Raw genomic sequence first — 20,657 nt, 5'->3', positions numbered from 1 at the left:
TCTATCTTGCAGCCGCCTTTTTGCGCTCTTTGGCCAAAGTGCTTAGCCCCATGTCGTCTAGAATTGCATAGATGGCGGGCAGGGCAAACAGCACAATCAGGCTGGCAGCGAGCAGGCCGAACGCAAGGCTGGTTACCAGCGGAATCAGGATTTGGGCCTGAAGACTGGTTTCCAACAAGATCGGTAATATACCGGCGATGGTGGTGGTGGTGGTCAGAAAAATCGCGCGGAAACGGGCGCGGGCGGCACGTCCGGCGGCGATAGCTACCGTCATGGAATCGCCGTGCTCGTGTTTGACGAAATCAACCAGCAGGATTGAATTGTTCACAACAACTCCGGCCAGCGCGACAAACCCCAACATACTGGGCATCGAAAAATCCAGCCCCATCGCCATATGGCCAAAAATCGATCCGGCCAGCGATAGGGGAATGATCAGCATCACCACAATCGGCTCCACATATGAGCGGAACAAAAAGCTAAGCAGCAAGAAGACACCAACCAGTCCAATCATGAACCCCTTGAGCATGGATTTCTGGGTCTTCCCCGCCTCGGCATTCTGGCCTTCTACATCGATATGAACGCCGGGGTAACGGTCCATAAGATCGGGCACAATTTTTGACAGGCTATCGCCGACAATCGCGTTCGAGTTGGCAATCCGCGTATCAATAGTGCCTTGAACGGTGACAGTGCGGGTGCCGTTTTCGTGGTTAATCCGGCTATAGCCCTGACCGATTTCCAAATTGGCGACCACGCTAAGCGGCACAAAGGACCCATCTGGGCGAGTGATGATGAATGCGTCAAACCTATCAAAACTTTCCTGATCTGCATCGGCAAACTGGGCCGTCACCTCCAGCAGTTGTCCGTTGACCTGCATCTCGCTGACCGTGGTGCCGAAATAGGCGCCGCGCAACTGATCGGCGATCATCGCGGCGGTGACCCCCATTGGGCCAGCCGCGTTGTTCAACCTGATCTGGATTTCACGCTTGCCGGGGCGTAGGTCATCCATGACTGATGTCACGCCCTGATATTGCCAGACCCAGTCCTGCAATTCGATTGCGGCAGATTTCAGCGCCACCAGATCATCACCCTTTAGGCGCAGATCAATGGCAATACCGGCGGGTCCGATACTGGATTCCGCATACTTCAAACTTAGGACATCGGGCAGCGGGCCAACGATGTTGCGCCACAACTCCATGATGGCGTCGGGGCGGCTGATGCGATCAGCTGATGGCAGCAGATCAACGCTGACTGTGACCACATGCGCCCCCGTTTCAAATGCATCACGGTTGACCCCGTAGAAAACCGAAACATGCCGGATCAATTCTGCACCGTCAGGCTGTTGCGGCGACAACTCTTTGTTGACCTGATCCAACCCTGTTTCCAGTTGGGCCACGATGTTTTCGGTGCGCGCCAGTGGGGTGCCCTGCGGCAGCAGAACCCGCGCCACGATGGTATCACCGTCCAGTTCGGGAAAGGCGGTGAATTTCAGATATCCACCCGCCAACATGCCGGCTGAAACCAGTAGTATCGCAAAGGTTATGCCCGCCGTGACATAACGCCAGCGGATGGTTAGATCGACGATTGGGCCAACGGCCTTATCGCGTGTCCAGCTCATTGTTTTTTCGACTCGTGCCCGCACGCGCCCCGGTTTTTTTTGCACTTCAAGTGTGTGAACCAGATGGTGTGGCAGGATCAGGAATGCCTCGATTAATGAAACCATTAATACAAACAACATCACCACCGGAACCACGCGTAAAACTGCCCCCAGATCACCAGACAGAAAGGCGAGCGAGCCAAAGATCATTGCAGTGGTGGCGAACGAGGCCAGCACATTTGGAAACACCTGCGCGGCCCCTTCGGTTGCGGCCTCAAGCGGGCTGCGGCCTTTTTCGCGCAATCGGGCGATATTTTCCGAAATGACGATGGCATCATCCATAAGCAAGCCGATCACGATCAGCAGGCCCAGCGTTGTCATCAGATTTAGCGAATAGCCGACAAGCGCCATCATAGCGACGCCGCCCATGAATGAAACCGGCAGGCCCATTACCACCCAGAACGAAAACCGGAACCCGAAGAACAACCACAGCACAAGGAACACCAGTGCCAGCCCCTGAAGGCCGTTCACAACGACAAGGGTCAATCGGTCCCGCACCACCGACGCCCCGTCGGCGGTGATTTCCATCACCACGCCGGGCGGTGCTTGCTGGCGTTCATTTTCCAGAAACGCGGTAAGGGCATCAATGATCCGCAAGGAATCCTCGGATCGGGTTTTGGTGATGTCCAGCACAGCCGCAGGTTTGCCATCAAAGATGATCTGATCATCGTCCAGCGCAAACTGCTCGGTAATCGTCGCAACTTCACCCAGCCGAACCTGTCCGCCCGCACTGGCCGAACGCACGACCAACGTGGATAGGCTGGCACTGTCGCGGCGTTCTTCGGCGACGCGAACCAACAGGGTTTCCGAGGATGTTTCAATGCTGCCAGTTGGTAAATCGACACTACCGGTTTCAATCGCGCGGGCGACATCAGACACGGATATCCCGAATTGTTGTAGGGCGGCGGGGTTTAGTCCGACACGCAATTCGCGGGTCGAAAACCCCTTGATGTCAACCTTGGGAATCCCGCCCCATCGCAGCATGCGCGTGCGGATATCTTCGGCGTAATCCTTTAGGTCTGTGCGTGTTACCGGACCGGTGAGGGAAACCGAAGCGACGAAATCGGTCAGGCCTAACGCCTTGATCCGCGGGTCTTCGGCACGGTCGGGAAATTCGCTAATTGCTTCGACCTCGGATTTTATATCGGCAACAAAAGTTTGAAAATCATCACCTTCTTTCATCCGGACAACGGCCCTTGCGGACCCTTCGCGTGCTTCGCAAGAGTGGCGCTCGATGCCGGTCACGCCATCCAGCGCATTCTCGATCCGCTCGCAAATCGCGGTTTCAACGTCTTCGGGGCGGGCACCCGGATAGGGCACAGTGATCTCGACCTCGTTCGGCGCGGCGCGCGGGAATGTTTCGCGCAACAAGCCAGGGGCGACCAGTAATCCTGACAGTAAGAACAGGATCATCAACAGGTTTGATATTGTCGGGTGGGTCGCAAAAAACCGGATCATTTTGTGCGGCCCGTTTGCAATAGTTGTTCCATCAACACATCATCACGGGTGATATTTAACAACATCCCCGGAACGGTCGGACTGGGGTTGCTGACAATAACACGGGTATCCGGCTCCAGCCCTTGTCTCACCAGCGCGATTTCACCCCGCACCAGATATGGCTGAACCGGTTGGAACGCAAGGCGGTCGTCTTTGTCAGCAGTCATGACCTGCCCATCGTGAATTGCGCTGCGTGGGATGATCGTTCCCTGAGCAGGTCGTGCGTTTAGTGTTACCTCGACGAACATACCTTTGGTCAGTGGTGGGCGCTGGCCCGGCGACGCACTGCTATAGGCATTATCAACTTTTACGATCACCCCGATGGTTCCAGTTTTTTGGTCAATTGTATCACTGATTCGATCCAGCGTTGCAGGCCAATCCAGCGTGATTTGACCCAATTGTAACCGGACATTCGCCGATATGCCCAATCCGTGCAAAAGGGTCGTCATAGCTGACGGATCGAAGGGCATAGGGGATGCTTCACCATTGTCGACGCGCAAAAGCATCATCAAGTCGGCCACAGATATTTGTGCCTCAACTTCGGCTGTGTCGATCCCGTCAAGTATGGCTGTGGTCTGTCCCACACGCACAAATTGCCCGACCTCGACCGTGACCGAGGCAACCCGAGCGGCAAATGGCATGGTCAATTCTGTGCGTTCCAGATTTAGCGTCGCGGTTTCAAGGGTGGCTTGATAAACCGCGATTTGTTCAGATTGCACGGCCTTCTGGGTTGGAAGCAAGGCAAGCGAGCTTTCCAGATTAAGCACCTTTTGGCGTTGCGCCAGCATTGCAGCCCGCGCCCCGTCGCGTGCGGTTTGCGAGGCTGTTCCAGCGGCGAACAGGCGCTCAACACGCTCCAGATCCTTGGCCTTTAGATTGAATGTTTCCTGTTCGATTTCCAGTGCCGAGGCAAGATTGGATTCGGAGACGGTGATCTCGGCCAGCTTTGCTTCGGCGGCGCGGATGTTGGCGCGGGCCTGTGCGATTGCCAGATTGAAATCAGCGGGTGACAAACGCAGCAAAACGGACCCAGCTGGCAAGATGGCACCTTTTTTCAGAGAGGGGTTCACATATTCTGCGGTGCCACCCACCTGCGCAATCGCTTCGTATGTGCGGGCGGGATTGACAAGGCCATAGCCTGTTGCCTGCGGAGCTATTGCGCTTGGTTCAGTTGTGATTATACGCACTGCCGTTGCGCGTTCACTTACTTTGATCCGTTCTGGGGGCTTTTTGTTGATGACTGTATAAGCCAGAAAGCCAACGCCAAGAAGCACCAGCGGCATGGTGATAAAGATCAGTTTGAGGCCGGTTTTCATTGTATATCTCCAGTTTCCATAAAGCCTGATAACTGTAAATCCAGCAGCCGTTCCCCGTTCGAAATAAGCATTTCCGGATCGCGTGTTACCAACATTCGTAGCACCAAACTCTGGATAATTCCAAAAATAAGGGTGGCGATGTCATTCACGTCAATATCGGGACGGAACTGACCTTGCTTTACTGCCTCGACGGCATTTGCGACCAATGCTGCGCGCAGGGTACCAATGCTGGACTGGATCGAGGCCTGAACAATCGCATGGCTGCCCTTGGCATCCCGCATTAACATAATTTCAGGCAAGGCTGGGTTATTCTGCACCAGTTTCAGATGGCCCATTACCAGCGATCTAAGATGTGTAACCGGCGTGCCGGTTTTGCCTTGGTTGCGGGTGACATTATCGTTGATTTTCTGGCTTAGGTAGGTAGCAACATCTGCCCAGATGTCATCCTTGCTAGAGAAATGTTTGTAAATTGCAGGTTGTGTAAGATGCAAGTGATCCGCGATCATTCCTGTTGTAACTTGGGTCGGTCCAACTTTGAACGCAATATCAAGAGTTGCAGATAGGATATCAGCGCGTCGCTCGGATGCGTTTTTTCGTGATGTCATGGGTGGCTCGCTACTGAAAATAAGTTATAATTATATAACTAAACTTGGTGTGCCATGTATTCAAGTGAATAATTTATTTTCCCTTATTGCATCCTAGCTTGGCAATGAAATCTACGAAAATAGACCAATGTATATTCACTCTACATCAGACACCTAGTTTGTAAGTTTCGTATAAGATTGGACACGGGCACGTATTAGAGCAAACTGGTGCTTGGGCTGGACATGTTTTGAAGCAATGTTAGGGCCGTCTGACTGCTGCCAAGGTTCACGTTCAAGGCCTGTACATCCGCGCGCAGCAAAAACAGTTGCGTCAGGTCTTCGAGTTTTTCGGACCCAGAGAATTGCTTTATTCCGCTATCGCCAAACGCAGATTGCGCCTTGTCTTTGAACGTTTCAAGCTGTTTGTCCAAATCAAGTGTGCCAAAGGATTGCGGCAGGTTGAAAGCAGTTTCAAATACCTTTCGCAAGGGAGGGTTCCCCATAACGGTGAACCACAATGTGTCTTCTTGTAGGTCCTTGTTGGCGATTTCAGACAGTTCGCGGTTTACACCTAATGCAAGACGAAAATTTTCGTTTTGATCGCCAATAGCGGTTTCAAATTGCCGCTCTTTAAAAGAGCCCGTTATCTCGGCCCCAAAATCGCTAAGCACAGTACGAGGTGTAGAAAAGTCGCCAAATCCAAAGGCTTGCGCCAGCTTTAGATACCGTTTGTCCGATAATTTGTTGGCAAGTGCATCATCTGTCAGGGTGCCATCATCAAGCACTTTGCGGATAAAGAACTTGTTGTTGATATCATCACCCAATCCGAAAGCTTCCAGGGCGACCTTTAATAATGCGCGATCTGAAACCAGATCCTCGGCAGATTTTATTTTGCCTATGTTTTCTTTGAAGTAGGTCACCTCACGGTCCACCTCGGACGAATTTGCAAAGGCTTCTTTCTGATTGTCCAGCGTGCGGTTCAGAAAGGACCAACCAGCAAAACCACCAAAGGGAACGACAGGTTGAAACATTAGACCATGCTCGCCGCAAGCAAGCGTTCTTCGCGCGGTAGCAACCCGCGCAAAGCCTTAAGTGCCTGATAGTATTGCCCCTCCAACACCTCATCCGACGCGGTGGTCAAAAGCGTTCGGCTGTCGTGATCAGTCAGCACTTGGCTTAACTGTTCTATCCCGCGCAGTAGTTGCAGTTTTGCGTCTTCCTTTTCCGCATCACCAGATAAAACCAGCTGTGCGATATAGCAAACTCGGCGCACGGGTGTGTTCACTTCTTCCGGATGGATGGCATCGCGCAGGCGCAGGATGTTGGCGTTCGGTGTGATGATGGACAACCGGCTGCGCCGGTCCCCGTTTTCAATCACCGCACCGTTGATCAGGACCCGTTCCTTGGGTCCGAGTTTAAGAACAAGACCGCTCATAGCGAACCTGCCTGACTGCGTAGGCCGCGCATAACAGCGGTGTTAATATCGACCAACACATCCACGGATGCGCCCTTGCGTAAAATCTTGCTCGTGTGTTGTGCCGTAAATTCATAAAGATAGAAAATCCGGCCGCGTAATTCATCTGGAAGGGTGTTGTCCTTGTCAGACACATCTGCCGCCAAAATCGTCCAGAGTTTGGTGTTTTCATGCAGGGCAGCAGCGAAGGCAGCAAAATTGGTGCTGTCCGCAGAGTAGGTTTTCATCCGGTGTGTTATACGGGCAAGGGCGTCATATTCGGTGCCGCGCGGGGTTCGGGTCGGGGCTGCTGAGTTGGAATAGGCCGTCTGGGCCATGTTGAAAGCGTTCATGTCATTACCTTTCAATGACAGGGGGTATCAGAACGCGGGTGTTACCGCGGATAAAAAGGGGCGCCAATTCAGGCGCCCCGATCTATGCGGTTAACGGAAGAGCGAAAGGACCGATTGCGGTGACTGGTTCGCAATCGACAACGCCTGAACACCCAGCTGCTGCTGAACCTGCAAGGCTTGCAGACGGGCAGATGCCGCCTCCATATCTGCATCAACCATTGAGCCGATACCCGATTTCAACGAATCAGTCAGCTTACCGATAAAGTCGTTCTGGGTTTCAATCCGGCCTTGCGCTGAACCAAAGTTGGCTGCAGCGTCAATCGAGGAGTTGATCAGAACTTCGATATTGGCAAGGGCCGCATCGGCACCAGCATTTGTACTGACGTTAATGCCACCCAGCCCGAACAAGCCACCAGAAGCTTTACCACCAGCAGCACCAGATTCAGACAAGCTGGTAGAAGAAGCGCCGTTGTTATCGATCTTCAGCACCGCTTGGCCGGAACTGTTGGTGGTCACTTTCGTTGTGATATCTGCCAGCCCGCCAGCATCAATCGCGGCTTTCAGACCATTGGCAATATCACCGAAGTTTTCGCCTTTGCCAGCGATATAGCTGTAGGTTGTGCCGCCAACAATCGCTTTATAGCCGTCACCTTCATTAACGTTTGCAGAAGCCGAAAACGTAATGTTTTCTGCCCGCTCGCCAATGTCAGTCGCGGCACCACCAAAGGCAATAGCTGACCCGTCTTTTGTGGCCGAAACATCAACAGCTTCAAAAGCACGGGTCGAGGTGAGTGTAATGGCAGCCCCAGTAACGCTGGCAGTGATCCCTTCCAGTCCCAGCGCGTTGATCGCACCGGAAATAGCGGTCGCTGCTGCATCCTGATCGCCTGTCAAATCACCTGAGGCGAAGGACACAGTGGTTCCGCCAACTGTCAATGAGTAGCCATTGGTACTGACATCCGCGTCAGCCGCCAGCGTCAGAACCGCTGTGTTGCCAGTGTTGGTGATCGCAGCTGCACTTGCGGTAGAGTTGGCAGACAAATCAGTGCCGGTGCCGAATGTCCCCGCCGATGTTGTCAAATCCTGGCGCGAGATTGTGATATTAGAGGCGGCAACCGTGCCATCGCTAGAGCGGTCCAGCGATGATAGAACATTCACGTCAGCCGTTCCTGACAGCATGTTCAATCCGTTGAATTGTGCTGCCCCGACAACCGAAGAAATCTGGTCACGCAATGCTGAAATGTCGGTCTGAATTTTGCTACGGTCAACATTTTCTTCCTGCGCAGCAACGATTTTACCCTTCATCTGGGTCAGCAGATCGGTCACTGTTTCAGAGCCTTGACGAGCCACAGCCACAGTAGATTCACCCAAGGACAGGCTGTCGGAAATAGCTTTGAAGCCGGAGACATCCGATTCCATCACTTTGGAAATTGCCCAAATCGCCGAATTGTCTTTGGCCGAGGAAATGGATTTACCGGTCGAGATTTCGTTCTGGATACCACTCAGGTTAGAGTTGATAGATTTTAGAGTTTGCAGCGCAACCATGGCGCTGGTGTTTGTCAGAATACTGGACATAGTGTCGTTCCTTAATTCATGCGGCGCTTTTGCACCGCGTTACACGCGCCGCCCTTCAAAGGCAGCGTTCGGCGTCTTTCTGACGAATACGGTTCCAGAATTCCCTAAACCCGTGCCACCCCTTCAAGAGATGCAAGGCCTATCCTGAATTCCAAATGCTAACAGGTTCCTAATTCGACCTCTCTAATTACATCGCATTTGAGCTAAAGCGCCCAAACATCAGGCGCGGTGTCGTAACGCGCCTTTAGGGTTTCCGCCCAATGTGCTGCGCTGACCCGTGCGATCATAAGTGCTCATTTCCCCGGGGCCATTGCGCAGGGTGTTCAGCCTGACCGTGACTGTTCGCACCCCGCGAATTGCGGCTGCCAGTAGGTACTGGTTCCGGTCTGCTTTGCAGCGCAGTCTGTCCAGCGTTTTACGATCTGGTGCCGTCAGATTTTGACTGCCCAGCAGCATTTCCTTCTCGCGGGCAATCCGGCCCATATCCTTGAGCGCCCCATCCAGAATTGCCGCTCGCTCCTTATCCAGCAAATCTTCCAGCGCGTCGGTTATATGAAATGTATCACTGTGCATCGGCTCTCTCTTTCAATGCTTCAAACAGGCTTTCGGCCAACCCGATCCCGCCTTGCTTGACCATTTCCTTGGCCTGTTCCTGTCGTAAAAATGATCCGAACTGATCCTCGCCAATGCCCCCGCCATAAGCATCGCGCGGTTTGCCGAGCCCTGCTGACTTCAGCATTTCCGCTAGAAACGATGCCTCGAGATCCTGTGCAGCCTGAAACAACGCGGCGTCGCGCTGTTCTGTTGTAACTGTGGGTCTTACGAGTGGAGGAGATGAAACAGGTGTTGTGGGTGTCATGACAGATCACTTCTAATTAGAAACAGTTTCCGGCAGTTTGCACGGATTGGGTAAAGAACTGGTAACCACTGTCCGTCATAAGTGCCGTGACTGAGGAAGAATTCCCGGAACCGACATGATAAATATGCCCATCGTTGATATAATGACGCTTATTACTGGCGAGGTTGAAAAACCTGCGGCACCCGTTGCTGATGGCGGTGTGGGCGATACCAGTTTTCTCAGCTTTATCACGGGAGATGATCCGGAGTTCGGGCAGTCGGTTGATGTGCCGGATACAGATGTGGGCCGTGGTGATAATAAAGTAGATAGTCCCGAATCAAGGGTGATGTTTTTATCAGGTGTGGTGGATCAGAAGCTTGCAATTACGCCAGATTCCGGACTGCTGAAACTGGATGAAGCCCTGCCAGATCAATACCGTTTCCCCGAAAAAACGACCAATACTATCCCACCGGATTTGTTGGTTGGCCCCGATGATGATACGCCCGATATTGTGCCGGTCAAGGTATCGGTGCCTCCCCCCGCCTTGCAAGGTACGGATGTCGCAGTAGATGTGCCACTATCGACGAAAGAAACAGCCAGCATTCTACCGCAGGGGATTGTGCCAGATAAGCAGGTTAATGCGGCTGTTTTCAATGATGCGCCCAAACAGGCATCCTTACCCGCTACACCTAGAATACCCCAAATAGGCAACGTCTCATTTCAGCACGATGTCTTGCCGTCAATAGCCGCGACACCTCGTCCACATATGCCCACGTCGATTGACCCTGATTTGGTTCCATCACCTCCTGCAAATACCGCTTTACCGATAGCCTCTGGGACAACGCCTAAGAATATTCTGGATGTGCCTTTCGCCGAAAAACATACATCAGACAAACAGTCTCGATATGCACCTGTTGAAGGTGCTGAAACAAAAGAAACTCTCCGCGGCCAAACCATCCCGCTTCTGCAGGCCCCGAAGGGTGTTGAAAATCTCAATACGATCATCCCACCAAAGGTGAACACGACAGCCACGCCAGTCAATCAGCAACCAGCGGCAGCCATTGCAGGAGTTGCGCCAGATGCGACACAAGTTGCGCCAATATTAATTCAGACGCCACAAACTCCTCCTTTACCTGCTGCTGATTTGCCTGTCTCTACAACCCGTCCCACACCAGAGATGTTCGTGCCCCGCCCAGTGAATGCAGCCAAAATATTAGCCTCTGACGATGCCCGGATGTCAAAGGCACAAAACCCTTTGCCTCGACACATGCCAAACCCGCCTGCAGGCGACATGCCAAATCGGGTTGATCCACAGCAAACACAAACGACGACTTCTGCACCGCTTCAGATCATCAAGAGCACACATCCATTTGCCCCGCTTCAACCCGCTGTGCTGGTCCCTCAATCGTCCAAACGCCAAACGACTGAGGGGCAAATACGAGAACCGGATGTTCAGCCAGTGAAGCAGACAGCAATCGACGCTTCCACTCAATCCACAGTTCCAGCTGCGCAGCCCCCCATTACACCAATGCCGGACGCGCCAGCGTTTGAGGGTTCACTACCTGAATTAAACCCCGAGCTTATCCCTCTGGAGACCCGCGCCGTAGACAGCACGACCATTGCGCGGCATGACACAATCATCCATCGCCCCGAAGTTGGCCGCCATATTGCCCTGCAGTTAACTGAGGCTGCCCGCCAAATGCCGGACCGGCCTGTCGAACTGACCCTCAACCCAGATGAATTGGGGCGGGTGCGACTGACATTTACCATGTCGGATGGCGGTATCCACGTTGGGGTGATTGCCGAGCGGGGCGAAACGATGGACCTGTTGCGCCGCCATATTGAAACGCTGGCACAGGAGTTCCGCGATATGGGCTACAAAGACGTCAATTTCGATTTTTCCCGCAACGGTCAGGGCAATTCAGGCAACACCGATTCTAATCCGGATGATCCTGATACCCGAACCCAAACACCGACAGAAATACAAACCCTTGCCCCTGTGCAATTGTCACTTGAACCCTCAACCGGCCTAGATTTGCGCCTTTGATAGGAGATTGATTTATGGAAGTTACTTCAGCCACCATCCCTCAAACGGCCGCTCCGGCACAAACTGCGGCCTCAGATAAGGACGTCGTCAATTCGGACTATTTGACATTCCTGACAATGCTGACCGCACAAATAAAAAATCAGGATCCGCTTGATCCGATGTCTTCCGATAATTTCTCAACCCAGCTTGCGACATTTTCCGGTGTCGAGCAGCAGGTGAAAACCAATGATCTGCTAGAAGCACTTGGGGCCCAGCTGGGGGCTATGGGGATGTCGGAGTTTGCCAGCTGGATCGGATTAGAGGCACGCGCGGCGGCACCCGCCTATTTTGATGGAAGCCCGATCAGCATTTCCCCGAACCCGGCGGCTGGTGCGGACAGCGCTGTTATGGTGGTGCGCAATCAGGACGGAGTAGAGGTGCAGCGGCTGGATTTCACCCCGTCATCCGAAGACATCCAGTGGGCGGGGGTCAGCGATAGTGGCGAGCCTTTTGCGGACGGGTTGTACACTTTTGAGGTCGAAAGTTATTCTGGAGAAGATTTGCTGACGACAAACAAAGCCGAGGTTTATTCAGAAATCACCGAGGTTAAAACCCTGAACGGAAACACGGTTCTTGTCCTGTTTGGTGGCGCTGAAATTTCTGAACATGATGTGTCGGGGTTGCGCAGTGGTATCTAGCCGGCAAAGAACATTGACGCCATGAAGCCCACCATCGCCGTTGCAGCACCCAGCAGGATATACGCAATAGGGCGCAACCGCGAAGGGCTGACGGGGGCCACCGGCGATGCGGTTTGGCGCATCAACGCGGCTTCGGCCAGCTTTGGTAATTCGGGCCCAAATCGTGCCAGAACCCGCACAGTTTTTGCGAGATCACGCATCAGGGCGCGTGGTCCAAGGGAGGATTTGATGTAATCCTCGACCACGGGGTGGGCAACTTCCCAGATGTTGATATGCGGATCAAGCGAGCGGGCAACGCCCTCGACCACCACCATAGTGCGCTGTAACAGGATCAGTTCGGTGCGGGTTTCCATGCCAAACCGTTCGGTTACCTCGAACAGGTAATGAAACAACCGGCCCATCGAAATTTGCGAGGCATCCATGCCAAAAATTGGCTCGCCCACAGCGCGCAGTGCTTGGGCAAATTCATCGACATCCCGGTCAGCTGGCACATAGCCCGCCTCGAAATGCACCTCTGCCACGCGTTTATAATCGCGCTGAATAAATCCGATCAGGATTTCGGCATAAACCCTGCGGGTATATTCATCAATCCGCCCCATGATGCCAAAGTCATAGGCGATGATATCACCATTCGCCGCCACCTTCAGGTTGCCCTGATGCATATCAGCGTGGAAATACCCGTCGCGCAGCGCATGGCTAAGGAACAGTTGCAGCACCCGTTCGCCCAGCATGGTGCGGTTATGCCCTGCCGCATCCAGTGCTGCGTTATCACCCAGCGGCAAACCATCGGCCCAACCCAGTGTCATCACCCGCCTGCCGGAAAACTCCCAATCGGCCAGCGGCACCTGAAATGTTACATCACCCTTGGTGTTCTCGGCGAACTCGGATGCGGCGGAGGCCTCGCTGCGCAAGTCCAGTTCACCCGCAACGACATGGTCAAAATGTTTGATCACGTCGTGCGGTTTCAGTCGGCGCGACGCAGGCGACAGAAATTCAATCACAGACGCGGCGAAATAAAAGGCGTCGATGTCTTTGCGAAAGGCCCGTTCGATATTGGGGCGCAGCACTTTTACCGCCACTTCATTGCCGGTGCTGATCAGCCGCGCGTAATGCACCTGCGCGATCGAGGCCGCCGCGACAGCATCGCTAAACTCGCTGAATACTTTGTCTATCGGTTTGCCCAGTTCTTCCTCGACCGATGCTTTGGCCACATCAGTGGGGAACGGTGGCAGTTTGTCCTGCAACACCCGCAACTGGACCGCCAGATCATCACCCACCAGATCGGGGCGGGTCGATAGGATTTGGCCAAATTTTATATAGGCTGGACCCAGCGCGGATAATGCCCGCGTCACCGGCGGCATATCGGGATCGCCTTTGTAGCCCAGCCAGCGCATCGGCCAGCCGAAAACCCGTGTCACAATCCGGATCGGGGCAGGCGCATCCATCGCGTTCAGCACAACACCCAACGCGCCCGTGCGTTCAAACGTGGCGGCCGTGCGGATCAGCCGCCAGATATTGTGGGGTCCGCGCATCGCTTAAATTTTCCACCCTGAATGTAGGGCTGCAATGCCCATCGACATATTGCGGTATTTCACATTGTCAAAACCGGCGTCGGTGATCATTTGCGCGAATGTATCCTGATCGGGAAACTTGCGGATGGATTCGACCAGATATTGATAGCTGTCACGATCACCGGCAATCATCTGGCCCAACTGCGGGATGATATTGAACGAATACAGGTCGTAGACCTTTTGCATCATGTCATTCGGAATTTGGCTGAATTCCAGCACCATTAATCGTCCGCCGGGGCGCAACACGCGGTAAGCCTCGGATAGGGCATCAGCAATGCGGGTCACATTCCGGATGCCGAACGAAATGGTGTAAACGTCAAACGTGTTATCCTTGAACGGCAGTGCCATCGCGTCGCCCACAACCCAGTTCAGGCTGCCCGCCATCTGGGTTGCTTCGGCCCGCTTGGCCCCTTCAACCAGCATCGGTTCGGTCAAATCCAGCACTGTAGCGTGGGCATTGCCGGCGCGTTTCAGGAACCGGAACGAAATATCACCAGTACCGCCCGCCACATCCAGCAGCTTTTGACCTGCGCGTGGTGCCAGCCAGTTCATCATCGCGTCTTTCCAGATACGGTGAATACCCATCGACATGGCGTCATTCATTACGTCATATTTTGACGCCACATTGGAAAATACGCCATGCACCATCCCAGCCTTGTCATCCTCGGCCACGGTTTTGAACCCGAAATGGGTGGTCTTATCGGTGCTGTTGCTCATCGGTGGATCATCCTTGATACTTGTCCCCCTTATAATACCCTAGCCGTGCGATACAATGAGAGGGAACGCCCAATGCCCGAATTACCCGAAGTCGAGACAGTCCGTCGCGGGCTGACCCCTGTAATGGAGGGCAAACAGATCATCCGTGCCGATATTCGCCGACCTGACCTGCGCTGGCCGTTTCCTGATGATATGGCAGGTCGATTGACGGGCAAGACTGTTGAACGGCTGCGGCGCCGTTCAAAATACATTCTGGCCGATCTGGATTCGGGTGAAACCCTGTTGATCCACCTGGGCATGTCTGGCCGGATGTTGATTTCAACGCATGACCATTCTGATATCCAGAAACACGATCATGTGGTTTTTCATATGCAAAACGATGCGCGGGTGGTGTTTAATGACACCCGCCGCTTTGGCGCGATGGATTTGGCCGCGACCGATTCGGTAGACGATCACAAACTGCTGGCCAGTCTTGGCCCTGAACCGTTGGGCAACACGTTCGATGAATCCTATCTGGTTGGACGTCTAAAGGGCAAAAACATGCCCGTAAAAACCGCCCTGCTGGATCAGCGCATCATAGCAGGGTTGGGCAACATATATGTCTGCGAGGTGTTGCTGAGGGCGGGTATTTCCCCGACCCGCAAAGCAGGCGAATTATCTGCGCCTAAGGTGCGATCACTAGTGCCGATTATCCGCGATGTCCTGGGGGAAGCCATCGAATCGGGCGGCTCATCGCTAAAAGATTACCGGCAGGCCGACGGTGAATTGGGATATTTTCAACACAGTTTTCGCGCCTACGGACGCGAGGGAGAACCCTGTGTAACCAAGGGTTGTAGCGGGGAAATTACCCGAATCGTGCAGTCCGGACGCTCAACTTTCTATTGTGCGCAATGCCAAAGATAACTTGAACCATCCCTCAGGGATGCTAAGAAATCGGTCTTATCCGAAACAACACGGCAAAAACATCATGGCTTACGAGACACTCATCGTTGAAACAGAAGACCACGTTGCCCTTATCAAGCTGAACCGCCCCGACGCGCTGAACGCGCTGAATTCCCAACTGTTAGGTGAATTGGCCGAGGCGCTGAAATCGTCCGAGCAAAACGAGAAGGTGCGCTGCATCGTCATCACCGGATCACAAAAGGCGTTTGCAGCGGGGGCCGATATTTCGGAAATGGTCGGCAAAAGCTTTGTTGATATGTTTATGACCGATTATTTCGGTCCCGAAGTGGACCAACTGTTGAAAATGCGCAAACCCGTTATTGCGGCCGTTGCCGGCTATGCGCTGGGTGGCGGGTGCGAGTTGGCGATGATGTGCGACTTTATCATCGCAGCGGATACGGCCAAATTCGGCCAGCCCGAAATTAATCTGGGCGTGGTTGCCGGTATTGGTGGCACCCAGCGCCTGACGCGGTTTGTCGGTAAATCCAAATCAATGGAAATGCACCTGACAGGCCGGTTTATGGATGCAGAGGAGGCTGAACGTTCAGGACTGGTTAGCCGCGTGGTGCCTGCCAAGAAATTGATGGACGAGGCAATGGCCGCCGCACAGAAGATTGCGGAAAAATCCATGTTGACCACCATGGCCGTCAAAGAGGCTGTGAACCGGTCTTATGAAACATCCTTAAGCGAAGGGCTGTTGTTTGAACGTCGCCTGTTCCACTCGCTGTTTGCCACTGAGGACCAGACTGAGGGCATGAATGCGTTCCTTGAAAAACGCGAAGCGCAGTTCCGCGCAAAATAGCGGGCAAGGTTTTCTATATTTATGCTTCCCCTTAGGATGATTCTATCCTATAGGGCGCGATACATGCGTGTGAGGCCCGCTCTGGCCGGATCGACCGGTATATAAACTCGGACGGGGACTCTTGCACCAATAGAAATAGTAACTGACCCCTGAAAGGGACCCGACACATGGCTAATACGCCCCAATCAAAAAAACGCGCTCGTCAGAACGAACGCCGGTTTCAAGTCAACAAAGCCCGCCGTTCGCGCGTTCGTACATTCTTGCGTAAACTAGAAGAAGCAATCGAATCTGGTGACAAAGAAGCAGCGCAAGCCGCTCTTCGTGCAGCACAGCCTGAATTGATGCGTGGCGTCAGCCGCGGCATTTTCCACAAGAATACAATTGCACGCAAAATGTCGCGCTTGTCGTCTAGAGTCAAAGCACTCGGATAAGCTGAAAATATTTGATATTTGAAAGGACGCAAGTGTAATGCTTGTGTCCTTTTGGTTTTGCGTGTTGCTCGGTTTTACCGTTTTCATTGGATAATTATCCACCTCACCAGATTCGATTTAACAATCTTTGAGTCAAGATCGAAGTTCTGTTGCGTCAGCCTGTTTTCCCTTGCTAGTTTAGCCAAGCGATTCACATCGTCTTGGGGGGGACATACGGCCAAACGGCGCTGCTAAACTGCCAAAAGCAAGGCTGTCTTGCTGGTGGGGAAGTGCGGAAAATCCGCGCAGCAGACCGTTCGTTCATGTCCTACAACCATATATTTGCTTGTGCCCAAAATGGGCGCATCGGCCTTTGGGTCGGGCAATAAGTGATGCTGGTTCGCAAAAAATTGGGGTGGGTATCTGACGACCATTCGGGTCGCGGTATCTTGTCTGGCGGTTAATGTATTGAAGTGGGTAAACAGGAATGACGAACGAATTATGGGGCCAAGTCCGACAGCAGCTGCAACAAACAGTCGGTGCGAATAATTACTCGACATGGATTGAACCGTTGGAATTTTCCGATTTGAAAAATGGTGTGGCCACGTTTTTAGTGCCAACGCAATTCATCGGGAATTGGGTGCGCCGCAATTTTTCCGACCAAATCAAACAGCAATTGAACACATCGGGCGTTCCCGTCAGCCGTGTAGAGTTTTCACTGTCCAAACGTGCGCCCGTTGCCAAAGCGACAACACCAAAATCTGCGATCCAACCAAAAGCAGAACTGCCCGGTGCACCCCTTGATAAGCGCCTGACCTTTGATAGTTTCGTCGTCGGTAAACCAAACGAGCTGGCCCATGCCGCCGCCAAACGCGTGGGCGAAGGTGGCCCTGTCACATTTAACCCGCTGTTTTTGTATGGCGGTGTTGGTCTTGGCAAAACCCACCTGATGCACGCCATCGCACATGATTTGATTGCGCGGCGCCCCGACCTGAATGTGTTATACCTGTCGGCTGAACAATTCATGTATCGATTTGTGCAGGCCTTGCGCGAACGCAAGATGATGGATTTCAAACAGATGTTTCGTTCAGTGGATGTGCTGATGGTGGATGATGTGCAATTCATTGCCGGCAAAGACAGCACCCAAGAAGAATTTTTTCACACCTTCAACGCGCTGGTTGACCAGAACAAACAGATCATCCTTTCCAGCGAATGTGCGCCAGGCGAAATTGAAAACCTTGAGGAACGGATCAAATCCCGCCTGCAATCCGGTCTGGTGGTTGATTTGCATCCTACAGATTACGAATTGCGGCTTGGCGTTTTGCAACAAAAGGTCGACGACTACCGCGCCGAGGATAAGAAAATGGTATTGGCCGACGGCGTGCTTGAATTTTTGGCGCACCGCATTTCTACCAACGTGCGTGTGCTTGAAGGCGCACTGACCCGCCTCTTTGCTTTTGGATCTCTGGTTGACCGTGAAATCACGCTGGAACTGGCGCAGGATTGCCTCGCTGATATTTTGCGTGCCTCGTCACGCAAAATCACCATTGACGAAATCCAGCGCAAGGTCAGCGAGCATTACAACATCCGCCTCAGTGATATGATCGGCCCACGCCGGATGCGCACGCTGGCGCGGCCTCGCCAGATTGCGATGTATCTGTCCAAACAGCTGACATCCCGCTCTCTGCCGGAAATCGGTCGCAGCTTTGGCGGGCGTGATCACACCACCGTCATGCACGGCGTGCGCAAGATAGAAGAGCTGAAAATGCTGGATAGCCAGATTTCTGATGATCTGGAGCTTCTAAGGCGCTCGTTAGAGGCTTGACCCCCTTGACGGGCCACTAAATCCATCGGACATTCCACAAAAGACTTGAGAAGGGCGTGAAATCAGGTAGTTTCGTCGCCCCAACACCCTCGTAGGAGCTACGGAATGAAAATCAGCATCGAACGCGCGGCGCTTTTGAAAGCGGTCTCTCAGGCGCAATCTGTCGTCGAGCGGCGCAACACCATTCCGATCCTTGCCAATGTCCTGATCGAGGCCGAGGGCGATACTGTCAGTTTCCGCGCCACCGATCTGGATATCGAGGTGGTCGACAAAATTTCCGGCCAGGTTGAACGCGCAGGTTCCACCACTGTTTCCGCCGTGATGCTGCATGAAATCGTGCGCAAACTGCCCGATGGTGCGTTGGTGCAGTTGGCTGACGATGGCACCTCGGGCCGTCTTACGATCGAGGCAGGGCGCTCGAACTTCTCGCTCGCCACATTGCCCAAAGAAGATTTCCCCGTGATGGCGTCATCAGAATACGCTGCGAATTTTTCGGCCAAGGCCAGCGTTCTGCGCCGCCTGTTCGACAAAACTAAATTTGCCATCTCGACCGAAGAAACCCGTTACTATCTGAACGGCGTTTACATGCATGTGGCCGATGCTGAAGGCGGCAAAATGTTGCGCTGCGTGGCGACAGATGGCCACCGTCTGGCCCGTGTTGATGCTGACCTGCCCGATGGGGCCGCCGATATGATCGGTGTGATTGTGCCGCGCAAAACAGTGAATGAAATGCGAAAATTGCTGGAAGATGACGATGTGCAAATCGCCGTGTCGGTGTCGGAAACCAAAGTGCGCTTTGCCACGCCGGAAATCACCCTGACCTCCAAAGTGATCGATGGCACATTCCCCGATTACACCCGTGTGATCCCGTCTGGTAACACCAAAAAACTCGAGGTGGACGCCGCCGAATTTGCCAAAGCCGTTGATCGTGTGGCCACGGTTTCATCCGAACGGTCCCGCGCTGTGAAACTGACGCTGGACGAAGACCGCTTGGTCTTGTCCGTCAATGCGCCCGACAGTGGGGCTGCCGAAGAAGAACTGGCTGTCGCTTATGGGGACGAGCCATTGGAAATCGGCTTTAACGCGAAATACCTGCTGGAAATTGCCAGTCAGGTGGACCGTGAAAATGCGGTCTTCATGTTCAACTCCTCGGGTGATCCGACCCTGATGCGCGAAGGCAATGACACCTCAGCGGTCTACGTCGTGATGCCGATGCGCGTTTGACGCAACTGCGCATAAAAGAGCTGACGCTCTCTCATTTTCGATCCCATAAGGTGCTGAAACTGACGCTCGATGATCGCCCTGTGGCGATTTACGGCGCAAATGGGGCCGGTAAAACCAACATTCTGGAAGCAGTGTCGATGCTATCGCCCGGCCGTGGCCTGCGCCGTGCCACTGCCGATGAAATCACCCGTAAACCAGAAGCATTGGGCTGGAAGGTTACTGCCATCCTGCAAAGCCTGCACCAGATGCACGAGATCGAGACATGGTCCGAGGGCGGTGCCTCGCGCAGCGTCCTGATCGACAGTAAAACCGCATCGCAAGTGGCGCTGGGCCGCATTGCCCGCATCCTGTGGCTGGTGCCCTCGATGGACCGATTGTGGACGGAAGGGGCCGAGGGGCGGCGGCGGTTTCTGGACCGTATGACGATGAGCTTTGAGCCATCGCACGCCCAATCGGTGCTGACCTATGAAAAAGCCATGCGCGAACGCAACCGTTTGCTAAAGGACAACCAACGCGACGGGGCGTGGTACGGCGCGCTGGAAACCCAAATGGCTCAGGCCGGCGCACAGATACATGCCAACCGGCAATCGGCGCTGATACAGCTTATTGCGGCGCAGGACGCGGCGCAAACGTCATTTCCTACCGCAACTTTAACCTTGATCCATCCTGAAGGCTCTGACGCGCTTGACGACGAGGGTGCATTGATGTCGGCCCTGCATGACAGCCGTTCGCGTGACCTTTTGGCAGGTCGCACGCTGACGGGTCCGCACAGGGCGGACCTTTTTGCTGAATACACCGCCAAAGGCGTGCCCGCGCGTGACTGCTCCACCGGCGAACAAAAGGCGCTGCTGGTGTCGCTTATCCTCGCCAATGCGCGGGCTTTGAAGGCCGAAATAGGTGCCCCGCCAATTCTGCTGCTGGATGAGGTCGCCGCCCATCTGGATGCAGATCGCCGCGCTGCACTCTACGACGAAATCTGCGCGTTAGGAGCGCAGGCATGGATGACGGGGACAGGGGCCGAACTGTTTGATGCGTTAGGGGATCGGGCGATGTATCTTGAGGTGAGTGAGGCTGATGCGGTTTCATCCGTGGTCCCGAATCCATCCCCCTAATTCTTGCCCGATCTGCGTGACATCCCCCCCTAAATCCCCTATAAACAGCTGAAACGAACA

General features: G+C 53.8%; 19 protein-coding genes. 8 read left to right on the top strand and 11 right to left on the bottom strand.

The window, feature by feature from the left end; translation table 11 throughout:
• Position 1: 1 nt before the first annotated feature.
• From ACWB12_RS10580 to ACWB12_RS10540, 9 genes are all read right to left on the bottom strand, one after another.
• Positions 2-3,112, bottom strand: coding sequence for an efflux RND transporter permease subunit (locus ACWB12_RS10580; protein WP_479530047.1), 3,111 nt, complete (start codon positions 3,110-3,112; stop codon positions 2-4).
• The gene (locus ACWB12_RS10575; protein WP_479530046.1) at positions 3,109-4,467 is read right to left on the bottom strand and encodes an efflux RND transporter periplasmic adaptor subunit; all 1,359 of its coding nucleotides are present in this window, start codon (positions 4,465-4,467) and stop codon (positions 3,109-3,111) included. Before ACWB12_RS10575 ends, ACWB12_RS10580 begins: the two co-directional genes overlap by 4 nt.
• Complete coding sequence (locus ACWB12_RS10570; RefSeq protein WP_479530045.1) at positions 4,464-5,072, bottom strand: TetR/AcrR family transcriptional regulator; 609 nt, start codon at positions 5,070-5,072, stop codon at positions 4,464-4,466. The genes ACWB12_RS10575 and ACWB12_RS10570 overlap by 4 nt, the downstream gene beginning before the upstream one ends.
• Positions 5,073-5,266: 194 nt before the next feature.
• Entirely contained in the window at positions 5,267-6,082 is an 816-nt protein-coding gene (locus ACWB12_RS10565) for a DUF1217 domain-containing protein (protein ID WP_479530044.1), read from the bottom strand.
• Complete coding sequence (gene flbT, locus ACWB12_RS10560) at positions 6,082-6,486, bottom strand: flagellar biosynthesis repressor FlbT (protein WP_479530043.1); 405 nt, start codon at positions 6,484-6,486, stop codon at positions 6,082-6,084. The genes ACWB12_RS10565 and flbT overlap by 1 nt, the downstream gene beginning before the upstream one ends.
• The gene (gene flaF / locus ACWB12_RS10555; RefSeq protein WP_479530042.1) at positions 6,483-6,857 is read right to left on the bottom strand and encodes a flagellar biosynthesis regulator FlaF; all 375 of its coding nucleotides are present in this window, start codon (positions 6,855-6,857) and stop codon (positions 6,483-6,485) included. The genes flbT and flaF overlap by 4 nt, the downstream gene beginning before the upstream one ends.
• A gap of 90 nt (positions 6,858-6,947) precedes the next feature.
• On the bottom strand, positions 6,948-8,432 hold the full coding sequence (locus tag ACWB12_RS10550; RefSeq protein ID WP_479530041.1) for a flagellin N-terminal helical domain-containing protein: 1,485 nt from the start codon (positions 8,430-8,432) through the stop codon (positions 6,948-6,950).
• A gap of 219 nt (positions 8,433-8,651) precedes the next feature.
• Positions 8,652-9,005 (bottom strand): flagellar biosynthesis protein FlgN, encoded by a 354-nt coding sequence (locus ACWB12_RS10545; protein WP_479530040.1) that lies wholly within the window; start codon positions 9,003-9,005, stop codon positions 8,652-8,654.
• The gene (locus ACWB12_RS10540; RefSeq protein ID WP_479530039.1) at positions 8,995-9,291 is read right to left on the bottom strand and encodes a rod-binding protein; all 297 of its coding nucleotides are present in this window, start codon (positions 9,289-9,291) and stop codon (positions 8,995-8,997) included. Before ACWB12_RS10540 ends, ACWB12_RS10545 begins: the two co-directional genes overlap by 11 nt.
• A 124-nt stretch (positions 9,292-9,415) precedes the next feature.
• Here ACWB12_RS10540 and ACWB12_RS10535 point away from each other — a divergent pair, with 124 nt between their 5' ends.
• Both ACWB12_RS10535 and ACWB12_RS10530 read left to right on the top strand, forming a co-directional pair.
• Positions 9,416-11,317, top strand: a complete 1,902-nt coding sequence (locus ACWB12_RS10535; RefSeq protein WP_479530038.1) for a flagellar hook-length control protein FliK — start codon at positions 9,416-9,418, stop codon at positions 11,315-11,317.
• Between the two features lie 14 nt (positions 11,318-11,331).
• Positions 11,332-11,994: a flagellar hook capping FlgD N-terminal domain-containing protein gene (locus tag ACWB12_RS10530; protein ID WP_479530037.1), complete on the top strand. Its 663-nt coding sequence runs from the start codon at positions 11,332-11,334 to the stop codon at positions 11,992-11,994.
• Here ACWB12_RS10530 and ubiB read toward each other — a convergent pair.
• A complete protein-coding gene (gene ubiB / locus ACWB12_RS10525; protein ID WP_479530036.1) occupies positions 11,991-13,526 on the bottom strand; it encodes a 2-polyprenylphenol 6-hydroxylase in 1,536 nt (511 codons plus the stop codon). The two genes, ACWB12_RS10530 and ubiB, sit on opposite strands and share 4 nt — an antisense overlap.
• 3 nt (positions 13,527-13,529) lie before the next feature.
• Positions 13,530-14,282: a bifunctional demethylmenaquinone methyltransferase/2-methoxy-6-polyprenyl-1,4-benzoquinol methylase UbiE gene (gene ubiE, locus ACWB12_RS10520; protein WP_479530035.1), complete on the bottom strand. Its 753-nt coding sequence runs from the start codon at positions 14,280-14,282 to the stop codon at positions 13,530-13,532.
• A gap of 72 nt (positions 14,283-14,354) precedes the next feature.
• Here ubiE and mutM point away from each other — a divergent pair, with 72 nt between their 5' ends.
• The 6 genes from mutM to recF all read left to right on the top strand — a co-directional run bounded on the left by mutM (position 14,355) and on the right by recF (position 20,597).
• The gene (gene mutM, locus ACWB12_RS10515; RefSeq protein ID WP_479530034.1) at positions 14,355-15,185 is read left to right on the top strand and encodes a bifunctional DNA-formamidopyrimidine glycosylase/DNA-(apurinic or apyrimidinic site) lyase; all 831 of its coding nucleotides are present in this window, start codon (positions 14,355-14,357) and stop codon (positions 15,183-15,185) included.
• Between the two features lie 64 nt (positions 15,186-15,249).
• Positions 15,250-16,026: an enoyl-CoA hydratase gene (locus tag ACWB12_RS10510; RefSeq protein WP_479530033.1), complete on the top strand. Its 777-nt coding sequence runs from the start codon at positions 15,250-15,252 to the stop codon at positions 16,024-16,026.
• Positions 16,027-16,193: 167 nt separating this feature from the next.
• Positions 16,194-16,457 carry a 30S ribosomal protein S20 gene (gene rpsT / locus ACWB12_RS10505; RefSeq protein ID WP_479530032.1) on the top strand — a complete coding sequence of 88 codons (264 nt, stop codon included), beginning with the start codon at positions 16,194-16,196 and terminating at the stop codon, positions 16,455-16,457.
• Positions 16,458-16,923: 466 nt separating this feature from the next.
• On the top strand, positions 16,924-18,261 hold the full coding sequence (gene dnaA / locus ACWB12_RS10500; RefSeq protein ID WP_479530031.1) for a chromosomal replication initiator protein DnaA: 1,338 nt from the start codon (positions 16,924-16,926) through the stop codon (positions 18,259-18,261).
• A 105-nt stretch (positions 18,262-18,366) separates the two neighbouring features.
• Complete coding sequence (gene dnaN / locus ACWB12_RS10495) at positions 18,367-19,485, top strand: DNA polymerase III subunit beta (RefSeq protein ID WP_479530030.1); 1,119 nt, start codon at positions 18,367-18,369, stop codon at positions 19,483-19,485.
• The gene (gene recF / locus ACWB12_RS10490) at positions 19,482-20,597 is read left to right on the top strand and encodes a DNA replication/repair protein RecF (protein WP_479530029.1); all 1,116 of its coding nucleotides are present in this window, start codon (positions 19,482-19,484) and stop codon (positions 20,595-20,597) included. The genes dnaN and recF overlap by 4 nt, the downstream gene beginning before the upstream one ends.
• The last annotated feature ends 60 nt before the right edge of the window (positions 20,598-20,657 follow it).

It is taken from the genome of Profundibacter sp., from assembly GCF_056498605.1.
The sequence above is the reverse complement of the archived record's forward strand: the minus strand, read 5'-3'. Positions and strand labels throughout refer to the sequence as shown.